This is a genomic window from Pedobacter sp. GSP4 (genome assembly GCF_051857575.1).
Classification (GTDB): Bacteria; Bacteroidota; Bacteroidia; order Sphingobacteriales; family Sphingobacteriaceae; genus Pedobacter.
This window is the reverse complement of record NZ_JBPZIR010000001.1, coordinates 655,169-679,935: the sequence shown is the minus strand read 5'-3', so window position 1 is coordinate 679,935 and position 24,767 is coordinate 655,169. Positions and strand designations below refer to the sequence as shown.

18 protein-coding genes are annotated in these 24,767 nt (G+C 38.2%); 6 read left to right on the top strand and 12 right to left on the bottom strand.

Going from position 1 to position 24,767, the window contains the following annotated elements; all coding sequences use genetic code 11:
- Position 1: 1 nt before the first annotated feature.
- The 12 genes from ACS5PU_RS02760 to ACS5PU_RS02705 form a co-directional block, all read right to left on the bottom strand.
- Positions 2 to 1,315 (bottom strand): vanadium-dependent haloperoxidase, encoded by a 1,314-nt coding sequence (locus ACS5PU_RS02760; protein ID WP_439457737.1) that lies wholly within the window; start codon positions 1,313 to 1,315, stop codon positions 2 to 4.
- A gap of 7 nt (positions 1,316 to 1,322) precedes the next feature.
- The gene (locus ACS5PU_RS02755; protein ID WP_439457736.1) at positions 1,323 to 4,673 is read right to left on the bottom strand and encodes a VCBS repeat-containing protein; all 3,351 of its coding nucleotides are present in this window, start codon (positions 4,671 to 4,673) and stop codon (positions 1,323 to 1,325) included.
- Positions 4,674 to 4,731: 58 nt separating this feature from the next.
- Complete coding sequence (locus ACS5PU_RS02750) at positions 4,732 to 6,066, bottom strand: monooxygenase (RefSeq protein ID WP_439457735.1); 1,335 nt, start codon at positions 6,064 to 6,066, stop codon at positions 4,732 to 4,734.
- Entirely contained in the window at positions 6,066 to 6,653 is a 588-nt protein-coding gene (locus ACS5PU_RS02745) for a redoxin domain-containing protein (RefSeq protein ID WP_439457734.1), read from the bottom strand. Before ACS5PU_RS02745 ends, ACS5PU_RS02750 begins: the two co-directional genes overlap by 1 nt.
- Positions 6,654 to 6,711: 58 nt before the next feature.
- Positions 6,712 to 8,313: a SusD/RagB family nutrient-binding outer membrane lipoprotein gene (locus tag ACS5PU_RS02740; protein ID WP_439457733.1), complete on the bottom strand. Its 1,602-nt coding sequence runs from the start codon at positions 8,311 to 8,313 to the stop codon at positions 6,712 to 6,714.
- A gap of 19 nt (positions 8,314 to 8,332) precedes the next feature.
- Positions 8,333 to 11,689, bottom strand: coding sequence for a SusC/RagA family TonB-linked outer membrane protein (locus ACS5PU_RS02735; RefSeq protein ID WP_439457732.1), 3,357 nt, complete (start codon positions 11,687 to 11,689; stop codon positions 8,333 to 8,335).
- Positions 11,690 to 11,814: 125 nt separating this feature from the next.
- A complete protein-coding gene (locus ACS5PU_RS02730) occupies positions 11,815 to 13,002 on the bottom strand; it encodes an ROK family protein (protein ID WP_439457731.1) in 1,188 nt (395 codons plus the stop codon).
- A gap of 314 nt (positions 13,003 to 13,316) precedes the next feature.
- Positions 13,317 to 14,510 (bottom strand): signal peptidase I, encoded by a 1,194-nt coding sequence (lepB, locus tag ACS5PU_RS02725; RefSeq protein ID WP_439457730.1) that lies wholly within the window; start codon positions 14,508 to 14,510, stop codon positions 13,317 to 13,319.
- A 102-nt stretch (positions 14,511 to 14,612) separates the two neighbouring features.
- Positions 14,613 to 15,347 (bottom strand): 4-hydroxy-tetrahydrodipicolinate reductase, encoded by a 735-nt coding sequence (gene dapB, locus ACS5PU_RS02720; RefSeq protein WP_439457729.1) that lies wholly within the window; start codon positions 15,345 to 15,347, stop codon positions 14,613 to 14,615.
- An 87-nt stretch (positions 15,348 to 15,434) separates the two neighbouring features.
- Positions 15,435 to 16,163 carry a DUF5683 domain-containing protein gene (locus tag ACS5PU_RS02715; protein ID WP_439457728.1) on the bottom strand — a complete coding sequence of 243 codons (729 nt, stop codon included), beginning with the start codon at positions 16,161 to 16,163 and terminating at the stop codon, positions 15,435 to 15,437.
- Positions 16,163 to 17,071 (bottom strand): ParB/RepB/Spo0J family partition protein, encoded by a 909-nt coding sequence (locus ACS5PU_RS02710; RefSeq protein ID WP_439457727.1) that lies wholly within the window; start codon positions 17,069 to 17,071, stop codon positions 16,163 to 16,165. The genes ACS5PU_RS02715 and ACS5PU_RS02710 overlap by 1 nt, the downstream gene beginning before the upstream one ends.
- 7 nt (positions 17,072 to 17,078) lie before the next feature.
- Positions 17,079 to 17,882, bottom strand: a complete 804-nt coding sequence (locus ACS5PU_RS02705; RefSeq protein ID WP_439457726.1) for a ParA family protein — start codon at positions 17,880 to 17,882, stop codon at positions 17,079 to 17,081.
- A 180-nt stretch (positions 17,883 to 18,062) separates the two neighbouring features.
- Between ACS5PU_RS02705 and ACS5PU_RS02700 the strand changes: the two genes are divergently transcribed.
- The 6 genes from ACS5PU_RS02700 (at position 18,063) to ACS5PU_RS02675 (ending at position 24,718) form a co-directional block, all read left to right on the top strand.
- Positions 18,063 to 18,584 carry an NADPH-dependent FMN reductase gene (locus tag ACS5PU_RS02700; RefSeq protein ID WP_439457725.1) on the top strand — a complete coding sequence of 174 codons (522 nt, stop codon included), beginning with the start codon at positions 18,063 to 18,065 and terminating at the stop codon, positions 18,582 to 18,584.
- Positions 18,585 to 19,056: 472 nt separating this feature from the next.
- The gene (locus tag ACS5PU_RS02695) at positions 19,057 to 19,134 is read left to right on the top strand and encodes a potassium-transporting ATPase subunit F (protein ID WP_090766592.1); all 78 of its coding nucleotides are present in this window, start codon (positions 19,057 to 19,059) and stop codon (positions 19,132 to 19,134) included.
- A 39-nt stretch (positions 19,135 to 19,173) separates the two neighbouring features.
- Entirely contained in the window at positions 19,174 to 20,886 is a 1,713-nt protein-coding gene (kdpA, locus tag ACS5PU_RS02690; protein ID WP_439457724.1) for a potassium-transporting ATPase subunit KdpA, read from the top strand.
- 89 nt (positions 20,887 to 20,975) lie between these two features.
- Positions 20,976 to 23,003, top strand: a complete 2,028-nt coding sequence (gene kdpB, locus ACS5PU_RS02685; protein WP_439457723.1) for a potassium-transporting ATPase subunit KdpB — start codon at positions 20,976 to 20,978, stop codon at positions 23,001 to 23,003.
- A gap of 23 nt (positions 23,004 to 23,026) precedes the next feature.
- The gene (locus tag ACS5PU_RS02680) at positions 23,027 to 23,587 is read left to right on the top strand and encodes a K(+)-transporting ATPase subunit C (RefSeq protein WP_439457722.1); all 561 of its coding nucleotides are present in this window, start codon (positions 23,027 to 23,029) and stop codon (positions 23,585 to 23,587) included.
- A gap of 60 nt (positions 23,588 to 23,647) precedes the next feature.
- On the top strand, positions 23,648 to 24,718 hold the full coding sequence (locus tag ACS5PU_RS02675; RefSeq protein ID WP_439457721.1) for a porin: 1,071 nt from the start codon (positions 23,648 to 23,650) through the stop codon (positions 24,716 to 24,718).
- Positions 24,719 to 24,767 lie beyond the last annotated feature (49 nt).

Here is a 24,767-nt window from a genome sequence, read left to right as displayed (position 1 = left end):
ATTAATCTTTTTTCATTTTAATTTTTTCGATTTGATTCGCGCCAATATTTCTGCCTTGAATCTGGCCATTCTCAATAGCTGGCCGGTAATGAATACCTCCATAAAGCCTGCTAATAGCGGCCTCGTTAGCCGCCTGGTTAAAAGAAGTGAAGCTCCGCACGGGTAATCCAAAATCGGTCTCAGTATTATCCTGAAACTTAAACTTATCACCAAATATTTTAGTAAGCACACATGCTGCAGCAGTTGAAGCTACACTATGCCCGCTTGGATACTCAGGAAAGGGTGGTGTTTGCAAAATTGGCCTCCAGTTTTCGTCTATATTGGCATTTATGAATGTTTCAGGCCTGATGTAATTACTACGGTATTTTTCGTCCCAGCAACTTATAAAGGCATCAAACAGGGCTATACAGGTAGAAGCATAGACCGAACTACTTTGCACATAATTAAAGTTTTTCAATCGGCTGGCAATACCAGCTATTGAAATCCAATGTGCTCCTGGCGATATCTTTTTCGTTGCGTAGTTCATATGCCCATTCAGATTTAAAAAGAATGGATTACAATCCCAGAATTTGGCAATGTCAAGCTGTTTTTCATCCAGGTTTCTACCGACCGTGTAAACTTCATTTGCATTGGTAAAAAAAGCACTATTTTTATCTTTGCTATAAGGAGGAGGAGCTGCAGGTTTAAATTGATCAGCAGTTTTCATCACAAGAGGCCTTATCCTATTCCAGTAAGGCTCTACAGCTGCCATGTAACCAGGAGGTGTGGGAGCCCAATTACCTTCTTGCTTTACTAAACTATATCGTCTTAATTTCCGTGTTTCTTTATACTGATCCTGATCCACCCATTTTAGAACCGTATCAGAAACCATTTTACCATATAGAATTGAATTTTGAACTATCGTATCAGGATAGCCTTTAGCCTTATACCATGAAAGTATATTGTTTAAACTATCTAAGGCCACTTGCTCTGAAAAGACAAGCCTTTTTCCAATCAGCCAGTAAGCATATGTTGCAGCAATCGAATAGCTGATCTTCTTTTTATCTGGATTTGGAATTCCATTAAAGTTATTCAACTGCCCTTTTAAAGACAAAAACTGACGATTATTTTTAACCTGAATTTCATAGGCAGCAATATTTGCATAAACAAATATCCTACTGGCAACCGGAGGAGAAAATATGTCGCTCACAATAATATCAGACAGTGCCTTTTGCGATCTGTGTAAGGGCAATGGATCATTTTCACTTTTATGCCACTGCGCATTGGCACTCATTGCAATGCTGAAAACAAACAAAAACAAATATATCTTCATCATGTTGGTTCTAATTATTAGCCTTCAAAAGTTCAACCTGATCATTATTTTTAACTACAATGATTTTTTTTGTGCCCTCCTTTATTTCAATTATATTCCTAACGTCGCCATCTATATATAGTCCGGATTCATAGGGAGCCAGAGGTTTAAAATCACCTTTCCCATTTCCAACTAAAAGTAATCCTAAACTGGCATCTGCCTGACCGAGCTGTACCCTGTAAGGATAAAAATTGCCTGCCAAAAGAATATCATCTTTTCCGTCCTTATTAAAATCATCTACAACAATGCCCCATGTTCGCGAAAACTGTGCTTCAATCGGGAGTGATTTGATCGTAAATTTTCCGGTTCCATCATTTAATAAAACAGATGTTTCGAGTTTCTTACAGAAAAACTTTTGACTTTTATCCAATTGTTCTGGCTTAAATAGCTGGTCTATTGTAACATCTGCGTAAGCACTATAATTTAAAAATCTCTTTTTTAACTGTACCATCTGATCGAGTAACTCATCTCTGGATGCCATTGGGTAGTTTTTACCCTGAATGTAATAGCACATAATTGGATCTATTACCCCGTCACCATTAAAATCTGATGCATGAATGGTTATGGGTTGTTGATCACTGGCCTTAAACTGATTATTCAAGCCACAATTTCCAGCAATAAAATCAATTGCACCATCACCATTCACATCAATAGGTACAATTTTACTCCACATGCCATCTGTATTTTCTAAACCAGAATCTTTGTCGTATTGTAAAACTCCCTTATTGTTTTTAAATTTCTTTAATGACATCCAATCCCCTCCAATTAACAACTCAGGATATCCATCAGCATTCAAATCCTGCCATACAGCCGTTACAGCAATTCCAACATACTCTAATTCAGGAGAAACTTCTTTTGTTACATCAGTAAATTTTACAACCCCACCTTTTGAATCATTGCGTAATAAATAACTTTTACCACATAAAGGGAAAGATCCAGGTTTACTCATACCTCCAACAAAAACATCTAAATCCCCATCTTTATCGTAGTCGGCAATACCGATTGCCTGTTTACTACTCCACATTTTGGGTAACGCATCATTTACCTTAGTAAATATTCCCTTTCCATTATTTAAATATAACCGATCCTGATATTCAGGAGCATTTTCATCATATTCATTTCCACCACTAACTACCCATAAATCCTGACCTCCATCACCATTTGCATCAAAGAAAATAGCATTGACATCTTCACTGGCTTTATCTTCATCCCAAGGCTGGCTTTGGCTCTGGCTATAATTTCCTTGCTTATTTCCTAAAAACAATCGGCCAGACTGTCCAATTGCGCCACCAATAAAAACATCCATTACACCATCCTGGTTAACATCAGCTTTGCACAGAGCAGGGCCATATTTGGATAACTGATAAGGTAACAGGGTTTCACCTTTGAAATCGACAAAGTCGTTTTCGGTATGTTTAAAGTTTAACCCCGATTCTGTCGTTCCATCAACAAATAGTGGTTTTACTTTAACCATATTTGTTTTTTTGTTCACAGCTTCTTCCTGACTAAAGGTTAGCGTTTGATTTGCTTTTACATGCTCCAGCAAACTCTCTGTACCATCTGGCCAGATAATTTTCACATAATTGATACTGGTATTTTTGCCTAAACCAAAGCAATTGCTTTGATCTACACTGGATTGGTAGCCCCTTACTACATATTTTTCCTGATACTGCAAACTATCAACCGTTTTAACATAAATTTTAGCACCTATTGCTGCTGTATTTAGTCCTGCTCCCTTAAGGTTAATTTTTAAATAATTTGGTTTTTGTAGCTCCAAATTATTCTTATACACCATTACCGGTGAGTTGATGTTACAAACGATCAAATCCAGATCACCATCGTTATCTAAATCAGCATAAGCAGCACCATTTGAAACCGAAGGTGTTGATACGCCCCACTCTACTGTTTTATTGGTAAAGGTCAGGTCATGGTTATTAGAAAAAATGTAATTGGATATTTTATTCGAAGGCATTTTTTTTACCAAATCGAAAGTCTGGAATTTTAAACTACCTTGTTTAAGAGATTCTTTTTGCGCGTTGGCAACCGTGTATTTAAGAAAATCCATATCTGTAAAATCTCTTAAATAACCATTGGAAACAAATAAATCTTTCCAGCCGTCATTATCGAAATCGGCAAATAATGGTGCCCAGCTCCAATCGGTATTAGAAACACCTGCCAGCTGACCGATTTCACTAAAACGTAAACTACCATCTTCGGCAAGCCCTTCGTTTAAATGAAGCATATTCCTCATTTGCTGTTGATAATAACCGCTATCAATTAGCAGGTGATATTGGTCATATTCATCCGGTCCTTTTAGCAACTTTTGCCGATGGTTGTCTTCAGGCAACATATCCAAGGTGATAATATCCGGGCGGCCATCGTTATTATAATCAGCAATATCCGATCCCATTGAATATTTGGAGATATGCTTGATAGATTTCCGGATGCTTTCTGAAAAAGTTCCGTTTTTATTGTTAATGTATAGGCAATCTTGTTCGGTATAATCACTCGAGGTATAAATATCAGGCCATCCATCGTTGTTTAAATCGCTTACAGCAACACTTAACCCAAAATTTAAGGCATTATTAATTATACCCGAGGTTAATGTAACATCTGTAAAATGAAATTGATTGCCTTTAGAATCATTTCTAAACAAACGGTTCCCAAATTTCATATTGGGTGTAGCACGTACTTTTTTGGTATTTAAAAAGGGTTTATAGGTTTGGTTAGAATGATTTAGTAAAAACATATCTAAGTCGCCGTCATTATCATAATCAAAAAATGCAGCCTGGGTAGATTGAGTTCCGGGGGCATCAAGCCCATAGGCCTCGGCCATTTCTTTAAAAACAGGTATCCCACCTTTTACTCCCTGATTAATAAATAATTCATTTTTAAGTTTGTTATCGGGAAATTTACCAGAATGACAAACGTAGATATCAGGTAGCCCATCTGCATTTACATCAGCAATACACACACCTGTTGACCAGGTGCCATTTCCACTTACATGGGCCTTATTGGTAATGTCTTCGAACTTTAAATTGCCCTTATTCAGGTACAATTTATTATCAACCTCATTGGCCGAAAAAAAAATGTCAGATAAGCCATCGCCATTAAAATCGGCCACACCAACACCCGATCCATTATACAGATATTCGTAATTCATAATATGTAACGAATCGGTTTCGACTACTTTATTTACAAAACCAATATTGGTTTCCTTTGCAGATAATAAAGTAAATAAAGGCGTTTGTCCATTGGCATTTTTAACAACAAACGCCAGCACTGAGAATAGAAGTGCAGATAACCACATTGTTATTTTCATGATAATTTTTATTAGATCAGGCCAAAAAATTAAACTACACTATTCTTTGTAAGTTTACTTACTTTAAGACAATTTGTTCATCATTCTCTTTATAAGGCAAAAACACAAGTAACATGGTCAGCATTTCATCTGTCGATTTCATATCATTTGCTGAGTAAACGTTTCGTGGTGGACTACTAGGATTATGCGGATTCTCCTTTGTATTGTCGTAAGTACCCTCTATGGTTAATACAGAGCCTTTTGGAATTTTTACTAAATTTTTAAACTGGTAAATTTCCTGCCATCTAAAATCCCACGATGGGATAGAAACAAGTTGTATGGTATCTTTTTTAGGTGTAACTGCGTATGATTTGAATACTTTGCCCAAATAATGCATATGTGGCCAAATGTATAACAAGGATTGATCTTGTGGAGTGGTAATTTTTAGTTCGAACTTCCTTACCGAATCAGCAGGAATAAAAAAATAAGGTTCGATAGACTTTTCGCCTACGCCAGCCGATCCTAAACTAATTACTTCAACTTTCCTTTCAATTGGTGCTTTCTTAAAAAAGAAATTTACACCAGAAATATTTTCTTCATCTTTTGAAACAGGTGCGTAGTGAATGGTTAAAAGAATAACTCCACGTTTAGGCATTACCCAACCGAAGTTATTAGGGTAAGATTCATAAGATGTTCCAGGAATCCACCCCCCGTAATAGGTCATTGTTTTTTTAAAAGGAAAGTATTGCGAATATTTGGTTCTGTCGTCTTCTGTTAGATTCAAAAATTCAGCTCCCTGGTTAATGTCAATATCATTAGCCACAGGGTGAATAGCAAAGTTAGCATGGTGCACAACCTTCTTATTGGACGAAAAAAACTCCATCGCTTCAACATTTTTTTCTGTACCTATATCAAAAGGGATTTTAAAAACAATAAACCGCTCCTTGTTATCTCCTAAAACTTTAAATACTGAGGTTGTTTTTAAAATAAGGTCAGGTTTTCTTGAATACTGAGTACCTTCTATATATGTTTTAACAGCTATTTTCGGCGTTTCACCGGCATCCCCCATTGGCATTTTAGCATCAACCCACTTAACTATGGTTTGCTTTTCTTCATTGGTTAAAGATCTATCGTTTTTAAATAACCGATAGTGATTATCCGGTTTCCACGGTGGCATGTAACCAGACTGCGTTACTTTTTTTATAAAAGAAGCTCTTTTCGCAACATCTTCATAGGTTAATAGTGAAAACGGAGCTGCTTCACCAGGCCTATGGCAGGACTGGCACTTATTCTGAATAATGGGTGCAACATCTTTATAATAAGTTATTTTTTGGGCTTTTGCACTATTTAAAATAGCGAATAAAACCATCGCAAAGGCAATACTTTTTAATAAGGGTAATGATTTTAGACTCATTATATGTCGTTAATTAAGCATCCTACGGGGATCGTTTTTTTAAATATTTGTTTGCCGTTTACCTGGTCTTTTATTGCCTGCTCGAGATATTTCTCTGTAATTACCAGCCGTTTTTGCCCAAGTGAGATAGCCCAGTTATCGATTAATCCGCTGTAGGTTATCGCGCCCATCTTATTGATTAAAAAAACTTCGGGCGTAGTGGCAGCACCTAAATACTTAGCCAACTGCTTGTTCGGGTCTGTTAATAAACTGAAGTTGATACCATATTCATTTTTAAGTTGATTGATATCTTTTAATGAATAACTGGTCCCCGGAATTATACCATAGAAATTTAGCTGTTTATTGGCATTTTGAAGTTTTACCAGGCCTGGCAAGTAATTTTTACACAAAGGACATTCAGGACTTAAAAAAACAATCACTACTGCTTTTTCTAAATTTAGATGGCCTTCTTTACCATTTAAATTTATCAGTTTGATTGTTTTTATTTTCGTTGCTGATATTAAATTTTCCTGAGCCCGGATTAATAGCGGTGTGTGGCTTATGGCTAAGAAAAAAAACAATCGAAAAAAAACATTAAATAATTTCATTGCTATTAACTAAAAAGAACCCTTAGTAAAATTACTAAGGGCTCTTTTAATTTAGTGATTATTTTTTATCCCACCAAACACGACCAAAAGCATCATTTGGTCCGCTTCCAAAATCAGGATTTTTTGCCATTTCAGCAATGGCTGCCTGTTGGTTTGCATAGTTTAAGTTGGTAGTGCTTAATAAATCGATACCAGCTCTACGTGCTAAAACAAGTGGTGTACCGTTTGCTTTCAGGTCAGACCAGGCTATTACTGATGTAGTATTAGGAAAACCTGTCCTTTTCCACCATGCCCATGCTTCTAATGGTTGTCTAAAAAAGTCAAGATAAGCCTGACAAGCAATTTGTTCGGTTGCTTTAGTTGCATCATATTTAATTCCAACCTTATTGTAATAGGTGTCAATTGCACCAACCGTTACTGCATTAAAATTTGCAACTTTAGCATCAACAGCTCTATCACTATAGAATTGAACAGAGGCATATACCCCGTTTTTATACCAAGTTTCGGCAACATCTGTAGTTACACCACGCGCGGCAAGATCTGCACGTAAAAAGCAATACTCTGCATAAGTTAACACGGGGAAAAATCCTTTACCGGTACCCGCACCCAAGCCATCACTTTCATTAAAGTTCGGTGTAAATAACCTGTGTTGCAACTGCGATAAATTGTTGATTGATGCGTATAAAGGTGCATTCGCTGGTAATTTTGCTTCATCAGGACTGGTAAAACTACCAACATAATTTCCTGCTGCATTTGGACGATAGAAAGCCGATAACCTTGGATCTCCTTTGGCAACCATAAAATCTAATACCGGTTTACCTGCTGCAAAATTCGCCGGATTAAAGTTACCACCACCATCTGCATATGAAGGACCTACTTTTAGCATCCATGAATCATTAACACCTGACATTTGCACAGGATCAGCTAATACTTCAGTAGCAATGGTTTTCATTTTTGTAGGATCCACCTTAATTAAACGTATAGCTATTTTCAAACGTAAAGCATTTGCTGCTTTAGCCCAAAGTGTAGCATCACCATTAAAATACGGATCATTTCCTCCAAGGCTGATTTGCCCGGTAGCATTGCCTTTCAATGTAGCTACCGCAGTCTTCAATTCGGCATCTACCCTAGCAAATAATGCTTGTTGGGTATCATAAGCTGGCGTTGTGGTACCACCATACCTTGCCTGAAAAGCTTGGCTGTACGGAATGCTTCCATTAATATCACTTACATAAAATGCATAATAAGATAAAAGTATTTGTGAAATTGCTTTCATGTTCACCCTTGCATTTTTATCTGCATCAGGCATAGCTTCTATATTCTTTATTGCATCAACTAAAGCAGGACCTAATCTGCCATAAAATATTTTACCATAGCGGGTATTAAACTGCGAACCAACATTATTAAAGTTCAATCCGTTTCCCGTACTTAAGGTAGCATATTGCATCCATAAATTAGATGCACGATAAACATCTGCAAAATATTCAAAATCGTCTTGCGAACCAACTGCCGCACGAAGAAACTGATCTTCAGGTTTAACTTCGTACAGGGTAGAAGGATTTAAATTTGCTTCTACAAAGCTTTCCTTTTTACATCCGCCAGCTATAAGCAAAGCTGAAAGCATCAGGAAATATATTTTTCTTTTATTTATAGTTTTCATATCTGTATTTCTTTAATAATTAAAACGACGCTCTGATATTAAAACCTAAACTTCTAACCAAAGGCCAACCTCCGTATTCAGCAAAGGCACCTGCTCTGTTGCTAAAAATACTTTCGGGATTAATACCATCCTTAGCTGTTTTATACAAATAAGCAATATTTCTACCCGTTAAATTTAAGCTTAAAGTATTTATTTTCAATTTAGTTAGATACTTGCTTGGTACGTTATATCCAACTGTAACCTCGCGAAGTGCTACCCATGAATTTTCAAATACTGAATACTCTCTGATACCACTAGACCATTGACTTAAGTTTTCGTAATATGCGTAAGCTGGGATTGGTTTTAACAAACCTTGTTTAACTGCATCGGCATAAGTCATTCCACCTAAATCAACTCCATTAGCTTTTAAGCCATCGTTTAATACACCATCAGGAATGATACCATCATGCTGTACTACACCGTTAGCATCAGTATAGGTAACACCACCTGAAGCTTCATCTCTACCAAATAATGAATTGGCAAACGAACCATTAGCAGAACCATATTGGTGTGTACCTGAAGCCATTAAACCACCAATTTTGGCATCAATCTGGAATCCTAATGTGAAATTCTTATAAGATAGTTCTTGTCTGGTACTTGCAAGATAGTTCTCCATCATAGTACCTAAATTTTTCTTAGTACCATCATAATCCTGAGACCTTACATAAGTATAATAACCACCAGTAGTTCCATATCCTGTATTACCCAATACCTTTTTACCATTACTTGGACTAGCTACAGGATTGCCATTTGCATCTTTTTTCTGATAATATGAATAACCATATCCTGTAATTAATGAGCCATAGATTTCACCTACTCGGGCAACCGAAGTAATATCGTTACCAAAGGCCAAATCAAGGTCATAATTTTCAACCCCAGGAGCTAATTCCAATATTTTGTTACGGTTACGCGTAAAAGTAACAGAAGCGTTCCAGTTAAAATCTTTCGATACAATTGGCTTAGCGGTTAATAAAATTTCAATACCTTGATTTTGGATGTTACCAGCATTTAAAGATTGTGAACTTACCCCCGATTCCTGTGGCAATGAAAAACTTAAAATTTGGTTGTAAGAATTTTTCTTGTAGTAAGCAAAATCAATATTGATACGGTTTTTTAAGAAACCTAAATTGGTTCCAATTTCCAACTCTTTGGTTAACTCATTCTTTAAATTGTTGTTTTTAAGAATATTGTCGCTAAATCCATAAACTGATTGGTTACCACCATTGGCATTGCTAAAAGTACCATCCTGTAGTCTATAGTAACCATCGGTATTGGTAAGTTGCGGTCTTGCTGATAAACCGGTATACGAGTAAGAAGCTCTTAACTTACCAAATGATAGTACTGAACTATTTTTGAATGTAGGTAGTTCAGTGAAAATCCATGACAAACCTACACTTGGATAGAAATATGAATAACTACCATGACCATCTTTATAGGTTAATGCTGATGACCAGTCATTTCTTCCACTAAAGTTTAATGTTAACATGTTTTTCCAGGTGATATCACCATACAAATAAACCGCATCCGTACGCTCACCTAAATTTGGATAAGCCGTTGTTGATGCCGGATTAATAGAGTTTGCAATTGAATATACATCAGCAATTTTTAGTCCACCATTGGTGTATGATCTGTTATAAAAAGCAGAATTGCCAAGGTTTTTCTGATAAGTTTCAGCACCCACTGAGGCATTTAACTCAAAATCATTCGAAAGTTCTTTAGTTGCGTTTAACAATCCCTGTACGCGGTATGATTTATTGGTGTTTTGCGAGATCTCATAATCACCCCCTGAGAATGAAACACCATTACCTCTGTTTTTTCTTTCGTAAGCAATGTTATAAAAGTTTGTATTGGTTCTTACCAAAGCAGAAAGCCAAGGAAGGATTTTGATATTTACATCAATATTGGCCAATAAGTTATTTTCTTTTTGGGTTCTGTTATCATTTTGCAAGGTATAAGCAAATGATCCGATGCCATAAGGATCGTATAGGTTACGATTGCTGGAACCTAAAGCACCACCAGTTACCGGATTGATATTGTTATCGATATAAGCACTTAAATCAACGTTTCTGGGTTTATAGTAAGTAAATGCAAATAATGGATTATTGGCACTTCCTTGTCTTGCCGGATTCAATGAATTCGACATAGTGTAGTTTACACTGGCATCAACCGAAATAGCTTTTGAAATTACCCGGGTTACCCTAAGCGCAAACGCATCTCTTTTTAAGTTATTACCAGGTAAAACACTCGAGTTATATAAATTGGTATAAGCTAAACGATAAGTTGTGTTTTCATTTGCACCTTCAACTGATACGTTGGTGTTGATAAACTTTCCGGTATTAAAATAATCCAATGGATTATTGGCTACCCATGGCCTAACTACTCCATCTAAATCTTTAACCATTCTTCCATCCAGTTTAGGGCCAAAAGAATATCCACCTACATAATAACCGGCCTGCTGATCAACAACATCCACCCCATTTGCATCTTTCGCAAAAACAGGTGAAATTCCACCACCATACTCATTTTGAAGATCTACAAATTTATAAGCATCATCAAAAGAACTGGTTTGTGAAACAGTTACGCCTAAACCTTTGGTAGTTTTACCTTTTTTTGACGTAATAAGGAGTACACCACCAGCTGCTTTAGAACCATATAGAGCCGAAGCAGCAGCTCCTTTTAACACACTAATGCTTTCGATATCATCGGAATTAATATTTTTCATTATATTACCAAAATCTGCGGCATCACCCCATGAGTCTGCTCCAGAAGTACCTGGTTCTAACAATATACCATCATAAACTACCAATGGCTGTGTATTTGAGCTTAACGATGAGTTACCTCTGATTCTGATTCTTGAAGAAGATGATGGGCCGCTAGCTCCCTGGTTGATCATTACACCTGCAACCTTACCCTGTAAAGCATTTACCACATTGGCATTATTAGCTTGCGCCAATTCTGCACCTCCTACAGCAGTTGCTGAATAAGTTAGTCTTTTTACTTCCTTTTTAACACCAAAACCGGTAACGATAACTTCGTTCAGCGATTTGGCATCATCATTCATAACTATATTCAGGTTAGTGGAAGCAGAAACTTCCTGTGTAACTAAACCTATAGATTTAATAATTAATTTTGCTCCATCTTTAACAGTTAGACTAAATCTACCTTCGGAGTTGGTAGAAGTACCGTTTTGAGTTCCCTTTTCGAGGATACTTACCCCGGGGATAGGGTTACCAGACGCATCTTTTATAGTGCCGGTAACATTTTTTTGTGCAAAAGCTGTTATTGTTAAAAAACACAACAACAATATGTTTAAGCACTTTAAGTACATTTTTTTCATAATTTATTTGTTTAGTTAAGATTAGTTAAAATAATTTGGGAATTGAATTTCTCAGTCTTTTTGTTCTCTCATTTATTTCTGTGGTTAGTAAAAAAAATATTTATTTTATTCAGTTCTAGTTAATATTATTCAAATAAACTGTTCTCTACCATTAAGCTGGCTGCCGCCAATAGTTCGGCCTCATTCGTTAATGTAGAAAACTTAATATCTGTTTGTTCTGCTATGCGAGGGATGCAAAACTCGTTAAGTGCCTGTTGTATTGGAGGAAGCAACATTTTTCCGGCTTTAGCTCCTTGTCCACTTAAAACAATGCGCTCAGGATTTAAAATATGAATTAGCGTAGCCAGCCCTTTACCGATCTGAAATGCTGCATCAGCCAAAATAGAGATGGCTACAGGATCTTGCTTTATAACTGCATGCAAAAAATGATCTACATGGCTCTTACTTTCATCCTTAAACAAAGTCTTTAAACTTGTCTCTTCACCATTTTTAACCGCCTCTTCTGCTTTTTGCACCATTACCAAAAGAGATGTTTCTACTTCAAGGCAACCCCGTTTGCCACAAGAGCACAGCGCATTTGAATCAGATAAAGGAATATGACTAAACTCTCCAGCATAGCCACTGCTGCCCCTGTATAATTTGCCATTAATAATTAAACCCAAACCTGTACCTAAGCCAATATTAACTACCAGCACATCTTTTAGGTTTCTTGCTTCACCAAAGTTTAATTCTGCCAAGGCAATCAAACTCGAATCATTATCAATATAAACAGGTAAGTCTATTTTTTTAGATAAGTAATCTTGCAAACTGATCCCGTCTTCTATCTGCATAAAAGAATAGTTTACACCGCGCTCTGTATTAACAAACCCCGGCATGCCTATGCCGACACCTAACAGATATTCTTTCTTAATGGCCGATTTTGCTATACAATCCTCAATAAAAGCAATTAATCCTTCCACACTTTTACCTTCAGCCATATCTAAATCGATAGTCTGGGTAGGTAAAACCTGATGGTTTGACAAATCGTATATGGTTAATTGCGTGGTTAACTGATCCATGGCTACAGCTATGATGTATCTTTTATAATTGGGATTCAATAAAAAATTCAATGCGCGACGCCCTCCCGTTGAGGGAGCCAAACCTTGTTCGATAATTAAACCATCCTCTATTAATGTATTAACAGTTGATGTAATTAACGGCAAGCTTTTCTTTGTGCGTTTACTTAAATCAGTTAGGGACGATTTCTTTTTATAGTAAAGCAGTTTAATGATGTCGGCTCGTAATCTTTGTGCTTTCTTAATAGTTGCTGACATTTTACATTTGGTTTACATAAAATTATAAAAAAAAATAAAAGAAACGAAATCTTTTTAAAAAAATTAAAAAGAAAGTCAATCATTATCATTTTCTAATTTTCAACTAATCGCCTGTTGTTGAAATAAAGAAACAATAAGTTGGCATACATCTGCTTAAATTAGCTTTTAAGCATCATTTTGAGCTAATCAAGAGAAGCCATTATCAGAAGACTCGAGCTAAGCATCTTTAATCTCCCCAAAAAAAAAGGTGATTTTCGCACATAAAAAAAGGCCTGCATAAAATGCAAGCCTTAAATAAGTTAATTAAAAACTGTTTAATGAATTCCCATAAACAGCCTGCTCCACCTTATTTTATGTAAGAAAGAAGCTGTACTATCCCAGCTCATCCAAACAAATAAAGCTTTGCCTACAATATGATCTTCGGGTACAAAACCCCAATAGCGCGAATCGGCAGAGTTATGGCGGTTATCGCCCATCATCCAATAATAATCCATTTTAAAGGTATAACTGGTTGCAACCTTATCGTTGATATACCAAACACCAGCTTTTTGCTCCACTTTGTTTCCTTCGTAAGTTCTGATGGCCCTGTAGTAAAGTGGCATGGTATTGCTATCTATCTGAACAGTCCACCCTTTAGAAGGGATTTTAACCGGACCAAAATTATCCCTGTTCCAAACCCTGTTCGGATCATTCGGAAAAACACCACCTGGTACAGCTCCAGCCGGATCAGGACTCAGTGTCACCGATTTTACAAAATCAAAGGTTTTAAGTTTGTCGGCAATTTCTGATGAAGCATCAATGATATAGGTATTGGCCGCTACGGCAGGTGTACCGCCGAGGTTGAGGTTAAACTCATCCAATGCAGCGTAGTTAAAATCCATTGTTTTAAACTCGATGCGGTAAGGCATCATGCCGGTATTTTTTAAAGGTTCGGCTTTGCCATTTACGCTGGCAATTCCATTGCTCATCGAAATTACATCGCCTGGGATGCCGATACAGCGTTTAATAAAGTTTTCGCGTTTATCAACAGGGCGGTCAACTATATGATAGGTACTCCTCACCTGCTCGCGCCCCATCCCCCTTACCAATTCGTAATAACTTGCCGCCTGGTTTTCTACGGCTACAGTATCGCCCTCCGGAAAGTTGAAAACTACTACATCATTTCTTTTGATTTTCGATAGGCCCGGCAAACGGTGGTATTTCCACTGTACGCCATCCCAATAAGCTTTGGTAGAAGTAGTTAAGGGCATGGTATGGTGTGCAAAAGGAAACGCAACCGGTGTCATAGGAATACGTGCACCATAATTAACCTTGCTTACAAAAAGAAAATCTCCAATCAGTAACGAACGCTCCATCGAACCAGATGGAATAGTATAGGCCTCGATAAAGAATACGCGGATGATGGTGGCTGCCACTACTGCAAAAACAATAGCATCTACCCACTCACGGGTTTTGGTTTTTTTCTTTTTTGGGGCATCTTTTTTTCTCTGCCAGAACTTATAATTCATATTTTATGGGTTGGTTAACTGTTTATTAAATAAACCGATTAACTATTATCTGCTTTCTTTTTGGTTAACTGCTGTTTGTTTCAGCCGCTCAGCTTTCAGTTTCTATTCAAAGATATCTGTAATACTAAAAAATCCTTTTTTATCTTTTACCCACTCGGCCGCTACCACTGCACCCAAAGCAAAACCTGCTCTGTTATGGGCTGTATGTTTAATTTCTATCTCATCTACCTCGCTACTGTAAATCACAGTATGCGTTCCCGGTATATTTTCAATCCTGTGCGATTCAATCAGTAATTGATCTGCTTTCGGGAACAGTTCAACATCTGTTCCTACGGTTTCATTTAACCATTCTTTTTTACGCGCAACATTTTCCAGAATTCCTTCTGCCAACGTAATGGCTGTTCCACTCGGCGAATCCAGTTTCTGTGTATGGTGAATTTCTTCAACCTGAACTTCATAAGCCGGGTAATTGTTCATCAGTTTTGCCAAAGTTTGGTTCAATTTAAAGAACAGGTTTACGCCGATACTGAAGTTAGACCCATAAAGCAGGGTATTGTTACTGCTGTCGCAATCATTCTTCACCTCCTGCAGTTTACCATACCAGCCGGTAGTACCCACAACCACAGGTACATTGGCATCAAAACAGGCATCTATATTTTTCAGAACAGAATCGGGCGTACTAAAATCAATAGCCACATCTGCCTGTTTTAAATTCTCCCTGGTTAAATCTTCCTGGTTATCAATCGATATCTTTAAAACGATTTCATGACCACGTTCCAGTGCAAATTTTTCTATAATCTGCCCCATTTTACCATAACCTAAAAGCGCAATTTTCATCTGTATATATTTATTTGTTAAATTGATAAAACAATTATGATTGTATCGTATGGTACGGTGTTAAAATCATGATTATTCCATTAAATATTAAAATGTTAAGGATAGTTTTAGTGCAGGTGTGGCATTAAAACCATACACCGTATTAGAGTTGATCATTGATGGCATAAGCTTTACCCCGAGGTTATTGTCGATATTAAAGAAATGTAAGCGTGCAGCAACATACGCATCAACAATATTGGCAAAATAAACCAATCCGTAAGAGAAAAGTACAATCTGCCTGTTTCTTCTGTAGGTATCCTTTCGCAGCGTAATGCCCGAGGTAGAATAACGGCTCCCAAAAGGCCCTTCAGGATCTGGTTTATCACCGTGATCATTGCGGTACTGTAATTCTTTCAGGGCTAGGTTATATTGATCGGTGCTTTCGATATACGACATGGTTAACACGGTAATACCGCCATAAATGGCTGCAATTTTACCCCCTGTGTATAATTTCTGCAAAAACTGGCTTTTACCGGCTCTTGTTCCATAACCATCGTTCAACAGCTGCATATTATACAATTGTCCCCAGCCAGGTATAATCATCGATCTAAAAACGGCCTTTCTGCCGGCAACCTTGCCCGGATTTACATATTTAGCCTTAATCGAATCCTGCCTGGTAACAGGCTGTTTAGGTCCGGCAGTGCCGATGGGTTTAGCAACCTTTACTTTTGAAGTATCCGCAGGCTTTAATACAGTATCCTTAACCTGCGCATTCGCCAGGTTTACAAAAAGAAATGTAAATAAAGAAACCAGTATTAAAAGCTTAATCTTTTGCATTACCAGTCTAATAATTCTAAAATGCGGTTCAAATCTTCATCACTCATAAAGGGGATTTCTATGGCTCCTTTACCGTTCTGGCTTACCTTTAGCTTAACGCGTGTAGCAAATTTCGAAGCCAGATCATCCTGCAGTTTTTGATATTGAAAAGAAACTGCCTTTGTTTTAGGCTTATCAGCTCCTTTTAAGGGTACATGTTGTAAATTACGCACCAATTCTTCTACTTTACGTACCGAAAGCCCTTTTTCCAGTATTTCCTGATGGATGAACAACTGTTTATCAACACCATCAACATTTATTAATGCCCTGGCATGACCCATCGAAATTTTTTGATCGCGGATGGATGCCTGGATAGCTGGTGGAAGTTTTAGCAAACGCAGATAATTGGTAACGGTTGTGCGGTTTTTACCTACACGCTCGCCCAGTTGCTCTTGTTTTAAACCCACCTCATCAATCATCCGCTGAAAACTCAAAGCCACTTCAATAGCATTTAAATTTTCGCGCTGAATATTTTCGATCAATGCCATTTCCAGCATCTGCTGGTCGTTAGCACTGCGGATATAGGCCGGAACCTGCGTTAAGCCGGCTAATTTAGAGGCCCTAAACCTACGTTCGCCCGAAATTAACTGATACCTGTTGGCCGCTATTTTCCTTACGGTAATCGGCTGGATCAGTCCCTGCACCTTTATCGAATCGGCAAGCTCGTTTAAAGCAACCTGATCAAACTCGGTACGTGGCTGGTATGGATTGGTTTCAACTTCGGTTAAATTTACATGACTGATATTGCCAATCTGCTCGGTTTCACTCACAGCATTTACCTGCTGCTTTGGTGGGTGAGTAGATTCGCTATCATCTAAAAGCGCACTTAGCCCTCTTCCTAAACCTGTTTTTCGCTGAAAAGATGTCATCTATAATTTATAAAGTTGCTGTTCCTATGTTTTCTTCTTCTCTTAACAAGCCGTTCTTTTTCACAATTTCGCGGGCAAGGTTAAGGTAATTAATGGCTCCTTTGCAGTTTGCATCGTGCATAATTACGGAAACACCATAACTTGGGGCTTCACTTAAACGGGTATTACGCTGAATAATGGTTTCAAAAACCAGTTCGTGGAAATGCGTTTTAACCTCTTCTACCACTTGGTTCGATAAACGTAAACGTACATCGTACATGGTTAATAAAATCCCTTCTATTTCCAGTTCAGGGTTTAAACGGTTTTGTACAATCTTAATTGTATTTAACAATTTACCCAAACCTTCCAATGCAAAATACTCGCACTGAACAGGAATAATAACCGAATCGGCAGCTGTTAAGGCATTAATGGTAATTAAACCCAACGATGGCGAACAATCGATAATGATAAAATCGTACTGATCTTTGATTTTCTCCAAAACCGCTTTCATTTTATACTCGCGGTTATTTAAGTTGATCATTTCTATTTCGGCACCTACCAGATCAATGTGTGCCGGCAATAAATCTAAATTAGGTGTATCGGTTTTCTGTATCGCTTTTAAAGGGTCGATATCATTAATTATACACTCATAAATACTATCTTTTATATTCCGGGGATCGAAACCGATACCAGAAGTTGAATTTGCCTGAGGATCAGCATCAACTAATAAAGTTTTATATTCTAGTACGGCTAAACTCGCAGCCAGGTTTATTGATGAAGTTGTTTTACCAACACCACCTTTTTGATTTGCTAATGCAATAATTTTGCTCATCTATGTATCAGAAATTTACTTAACGTTTATTTGGGCTGTGTTATTTATGCTTTTTAATTGGCAAAAAGTTCTATTTTTGCGTTGTTTACGGCCTTTTTCACAATCAGCTAAGATACAAACTATATGGCAATTTTAGCAACAAGCGCATTCGGGTTTTACACATCTTATTAACAATTATCCATGATTACAATTATAGCCGCTACCAATAGGTCTAATAGCAATACGCTAAAAGTTGCCAAATATTACCAAAAGCAACTAAAAGAAAAAGGTACCGATGCTACCCTATTTAGCTTGGAGCATTTACCTATTGATGTTTTAAATACCGACATGTACGGAAAACGATCAGTCGAATTTCAGAAAATACAGGATATGATTAATGATACAGAGAAGTTCATTTTTATTATGCCCGAGTATAACGGAAGCTACCCTGGTGTTTTGAAGGTTTTGATTGATGCCTGTAATTTCCCGGATAGTTTTTATGATAAAAAAGCAGCTTTGGTGGGCATCTCCTCTGGCAAATATGGCAATATCCGCGGTGTAGATCATTTTACGGGGGTTTGTCATTACATCCATTTAAATATCCTGCCTTTGCGCCTGCACATCCCAAATATTAAAACCGAATTGGATACCGATGGGAATTTAATCAAGGAAGATACCATTAAATTCACCAACGAACAGATGGATAAGTTTATCGGTTTTTAGGTGAAGCCTTTCAACCGCATATAAATTAGTTTTAACCGCAAAGCACGCCATGTTTTACGCAAAGGAACACAAGGAACGCTCGCGCTCGTTTCTAACGAGTGCGTAAATAGCCTAGCGATTATATCGCAAATTTTGCCTGCGCTTTAGTAAAAAAGCATCCAGCTCTGTGTTCTCCGTGCCTTTTCTTCATATACTTTCCGGTTAAAATTTTAAAACATTCTTACCATTTTGATAAAAACCTTTCCATTTTGGAAGGGTTTTTTCGTATTAAAAAATCAATCCCCACACACAAAACAACCTAACTACTTAAACAACAATAAGTTAACAAACAACCATTTTCAACGGCACAAGCTTTGGCAATAGGCAAATCATAAATCATTTAAGTTATGACAATTATCCTATTTCTAATCCTAATCCTGCTCTGTTGGGCAACCTACCTTTCTATCGATTGGTTTGAAAAAATCTGAAACAAATGTTAGCACTATTCATCATCTCAATCGCCGTATTTATCTATATGATTTACGTGCTGATTAAACCCGAAAAATTTTAATCCCTACCCCGTAAAAAGGGAGATTCAAAAACATTAAAAATGAACACTGAATTAATTGGCATTATTGCCACCTTTCTGCTCACCTTAATCATCGCCATCCCTTTGGGTAAATATTTGGCCAAGGTGTTTGCAGGAGAAAAAGTATGGACAGACTTTTTAAAACCGCTCGAAAACGGAATCTTTAAACTTTCAGGCATCAACATCAAAGAACAGATGAACTGGAAACAGCAGCTAAAAGCCTTATTAACCATTAACATTTTATGGTTGGTTTATGGCTTCTTTGTTTTGATTTACCAGGATAAGCTGCCTTTTAACCCTGATGGTAACCCTGGCATGACGCCTGATCTGGCTTTTAACACCATTATCAGCTTTGTGGCCAACTGTAACCTTCAACATTACTCGGGCGAGAGCGGCGTAAGCTATTTAACACAGCAGTTTGTGCTGATGTTCCTTCAGTTTGTTAGTGCCGCTACCGGTATTGCCGCAGCTGTGGTACTTTTTAAGGCCTTTAGAGATAAAACAGCAACCCAATTGGGTAATTTCTGGGAGTTCTTTGTAAAATCAATCACCCGTTTATTGTTGCCTTTATCTATAGTGGTTGCTTTAATTTTAACTTTTAACGGCACCCCGGCAAGTTATGAAGGTAAAGATCAGTTTATTTCCCTGCAGGGCGATACCGTAAATGTTTCGCGAGGCCCTGCAGCACAATTAATTGCCATAAAACATTTGGGTACGAATGGTGGTGGGTATTTTGGTGCTAATTCTGCCCATCCATTCGAAAACCCAAGCTATTTAACCAACATGGTCGAAATGGTTGCACAAACCATTATCCCAATGGCCATGATTATTGCCTTCGGATATTTTATCCGCAGAAGAAAATTAGCCTGGACTATTTTCGGTGTAATGACAATCGGCTTGTTTATGCTCATGATTCCAACGCTTACCTCAGAGCTAGGCGGAAACCCTGCCCTTGCAAAAATGGGTATTTCGCAGGCTACAGGGGCTATGGAAGGCAAAGAAGCGAGGTTAGGCCCCGCTGCTACAGCCTACTGGAGCACATTAACCACCGTAATTTCTACAGGCTCGGTAAATGGTATGCATGATAGTACCATGCCGTTAACAGGTTTATGGCAGTTACTGGCCATGATGATCAATGCCATTTATGGTGGCTGTGGAGTTGGTTTGTTAAACTATTTCATTTACCTCATCATCGCAGTCTTCATTTCTGGCTTAATGGTGGGCAGAACGCCCGAGTTTTTAGGCCACAAGGTTGAAGCCCGCGAAATTAAAATTGCTGCGCTTATCACCTTGTTAAGTCCGTTCTTAATCTTGGCAGGAACCGCAATTGCCAGTTATGTTTTTACAAACCACGGTAGTGCCGATTGGGCCGTTCAGCCTAAAAACTGGCTAAATAACCCAGGTTTTCACGGCTTTTCAGAAATGCTTTACGAAGTTACCTCTTCCAATGCCAACAACGGTTCGGGCTTTGAAGGACTGGGCGACAATAACATCTTCTGGAATGTTTTAACGGGCGTAATCATTTTCTTGGGCCGCTTCTTACCCATTATTGGTCCGGTGGCGATAGCAGGATTATTGGCTGGCAAAAAATTCATTCCTGAATCGGCTGGTACGTTAAAAACAGATACCAAAACTTTTGCACTGATGACCTTTGCTGTAATCCTGGTTTTAAATGCGCTCTCATACTTCCCAGCTCTAGCTTTAGGTCCACTAGCAGAATACTTTACACATTAAAATGGAAAAGGTAAAATGGATGATGAAAATGATACATCACTCCTACATCATCCATAACACTTCTTCCATCATACATAAATTAAAAAAAAATGAAACCCAATAATAAATTGTTCGAACCTGCTTTAGTGCAAACTGCATTGAAACAATCTTTCATCAAATTAGATCCACGGGTAATGGTTCGCAACCCCGTAATGTTCACTGTTGAAATAGGTACACTGGTAATGGCTTATGTTACCGTTTACTCTTTCGGCCATAGCGGACAAGGTTCTGCGCTTTATAACTTCTTTATCTTTTTAGTGTTATTGCTAACCGTTCTGTTTGCCAATTTTGCCGAAGCCATTGCCGAAGCAAGAGGTAAGGCACAGGCCGATAGCTTACGCAAAACAAGAGAAGAAACACCTGCAAAAGTAATTTCAGAAAACGGCACCATACAGATCTGTTCATCCAACCAATTAAAAAAAGGCGATGTTTTTATCTGCGAAACCGGTGATATCATCCCTACAGATGGCGAAATTATTGAAGGTATTGCAACCATTGATGAATCGGCCATTACCGGAGAATCTGCTCCTGTAATCCGCGAATCGGGCGGTGATAAATCTTCAGTAACCGGCGGTACAAAAGTTTTATCAGATGAGATAAAAGTTAGGGTAAGCACCGCCCCTGGCGAAAGCTTTTTAGATAAAATGATTGCATTGGTTGAGGGCGCATCCCGCCAGAAAACACCTAATGAAATTGCCCTTACCATTCTTCTGGCAAGTTTTACCTTGGTATTTATTATCGTTTGTGTAACCTTAAAACCCTTTGCCGATTATGCCAACACACCGATTACCATTGCTGCTTTAATTTCGCTGTTTGTTTGCTTAATCCCAACTACAATTGGTGGTTTATTATCAGCCATTGGTATTGCGGGTATGGACAGGGCATTAAGGGCGAACGTAATTACCAAATCGGGCAAGGCAGTAGAAACAGCTGGCGATATTGACGTATTACTTTTAGATAAAACAGGAACCATTACCATTGGAAACCGTAAAGCCACCAACTTTTACCCTACCGCAGGTGTAATTATTAAAGATTTTACCGATGCCTGTGTACTGAGCTCTTTAGCCGATGAAACGCCCGAAGGCAAATCGATTATCGAACTGGCCGCCGAGCAGGGTTTTAAAAATTTAACCACCCCCGAGGGTTCTACCTTTATCAAATTCACAGCCGAAACACGCTCGAGCGGTTTAGATACCAAAGATGGAAGAAGGGTTAGAAAAGGTGCTTTCGATTCGATCAGGAATATTGTTGAAAAAGCCGGAAATATATTCCCTTCTGATATTGAAGATCATGTAAAAAGCATTGCCACTAATGGCGGTACACCTTTAGTGGTTTCTGAAAACGAAAAGGCACTGGGCGTAATCGAACTGCAGGATATTATTAAACCCGGTATTAGCGAACGTTTTGAACGTTTACGCAAAATGGGGGTAAAAACCGTAATGGTTACCGGCGATAACCCATTAACAGCCAGATATATCGCAGAAAAGGCAGGTGTTGACGATTTTATTGCTGAGGCAAAACCTGAGGATAAAATGAACTACATTAAAGATGAGCAGGCTTTGGGTAAACTCGTTGCCATGATGGGCGATGGTACAAATGATGCCCCTGCCCTTGCACAGGCCGATGTTGGTGTGGCCATGAACAGCGGAACACAGGCGGCAAAAGAAGCCGGGAATATGGTTGATCTGGACAACGACCCTACCAAACTGATTGAGATTGTAGAAATCGGTAAACAATTGCTGATCACCCGCGGTACGCTCACCACTTTCTCTATCGCCAATGATGTGGCCAAATATTTCGCCATTGTTCCGGCATTGTTTATTGCTTCCATTCCAGCATTGCAGAGCTTAAATATTATGGGACTGCACACACCAGAAAGTGCAATCATGTCGGCAGTAATTTTCAATGCCATCATTATTCCAATTTTAATCCCATTGGCCTTAAAAGGTGTGGCCTATAAACCCATTGGCGCTACGGCATTGCTTCGCCGAAACCTGTTTATTTATGGTATCGGTGGTGTAGTAGCACCGTTTATCGGCATTAAATTAATCGACCTAGTAGTCGGTGTTTTTATCTAAGAATCAATTAAATCGTTATCAAAATGAAAAAGTATATCATTCCATCTTTACGCTTAACCTTAGTTTTAATCGTATTGTTATGCATCATTTATCCAATCGGTATTGCACTTGCAGGCAAACTCGCTAAAGGAAAAGGCGGTGGCGAAAAAATAACCAAAAACGGAAAAACCGTAGGTTATGCGCTGTTGGGCCAATCGTTTACCAAAGCCGAATATTTTTCGGGCAGGCCATCTGCTGTAGCTTATAACGCTGCAGGGTCGGCAGGTTCAAATAAAGGTCCATCAAACCCCGATTATTTAAAAGAAGTTCAATCCAGAATTGATACCCTTTTAAAATACAACCCTGGCTTAAAAAAATCAGAAATCCCAGCCGATATGGTTACCGCATCGGGCAGTGGCTTAGATCCGAATATTTCTGAACAAGGTGCAGCCATTCAAATTGCAAGGGTAGCCAGGGCCAGAAAAATCGACGAGAAAAAAGTTAAGGAACTGGTAGCCATGAATACCTTAAAACCGCTAATGGGTTTATTTGGTCCATCATCAGTAAATGTTTTAAAGCTAAATCTTGCTTTGGATAATATGTAATCCTGAACGAATCCAAAATTATCGCTCTCAACAACAACAGTATAAATCAGTAATCATCTAATGAAAAAAATCATCATTCTTATTACCACTTTAACAGCTGCACTTACTGCTGCTGCCCAAAACGAACCTAAAGTAAAATTTTCAGGTTACCTGGAAACGTATTATGGCTACGATTTTAACAAGCCAGCAGATCACAACCGCCCAGCGTTTATCTATTCGCACAACAGGGCAAACGAAGTAAATTTAAACCTTGGTTTTATCAAAGCTGCTTACGATAGCGGTTCAATCAGGGCTAATCTAGCGGTAATGGCAGGAACTTATGCCAATGCCAACCTTGCGGCCGAACCTGGGGTTTTAAAAAATATTTTTGAGGCCAATGCAGGCATTAAATTTTCCAAAACAGAAAACCTGTGGATTGATGCCGGTATTTTCTCTTCCCACATTGGTTTCGAAAGCGCCCTAGCTAAAGATTGCTGGGTTTTAACACGCAATATTTCTTCAGAAAATACCCCTTATTACGAATCGGGAGCCAAAATTAGCTATGGTACACAAGATGGAAAATTAACTGCAACCCTACTCTACCTAAATGGATGGCAAAGAATTACACGCGTTGATGGCAACAATAAACCTGCTGGCGGTGTACAGCTGACCTGGAAACCTAATGATAAAATAACGGTCAACTACAGCAACTACCTGGGTACTGAAGGTGCCGATTCGGTCCGTGTGAACCGTTTCTACCACAATGTGTATGGCATTTTTCAACTAACCGATAAATTTGGGATTACTTTAGGTTTCGATTATGGCACACAGCAAAAGGTTAAAGGCAACAGCGATAAAAACGAAGTAATTTCTCCGGTGGCCATTGCGCAGTACAAATTTGCCGATAAGTGGGCCATTGCCGGCAGGTTTGAATATTATGAAGATAAAAATGGAATATTTATTCCGACTGGCACACCTAATGGTTTCAAAACGAAAGGATACTCGCTAAACCTCGATTATGCACCGATTCAAAATGCAGTAATCAGGTTGGAAGGAAAAACTTTCGACAGTAAGGATAAGATTTTTAACCGCGAAGGTAGCTTGGTAAATACAAATGCAACATTAACGGCAAGTATTGCCGTATCATTTTAAGCTTTAACAATCAGGTTGTATCATAAGTAGACAACTGTCATCCTGAGGA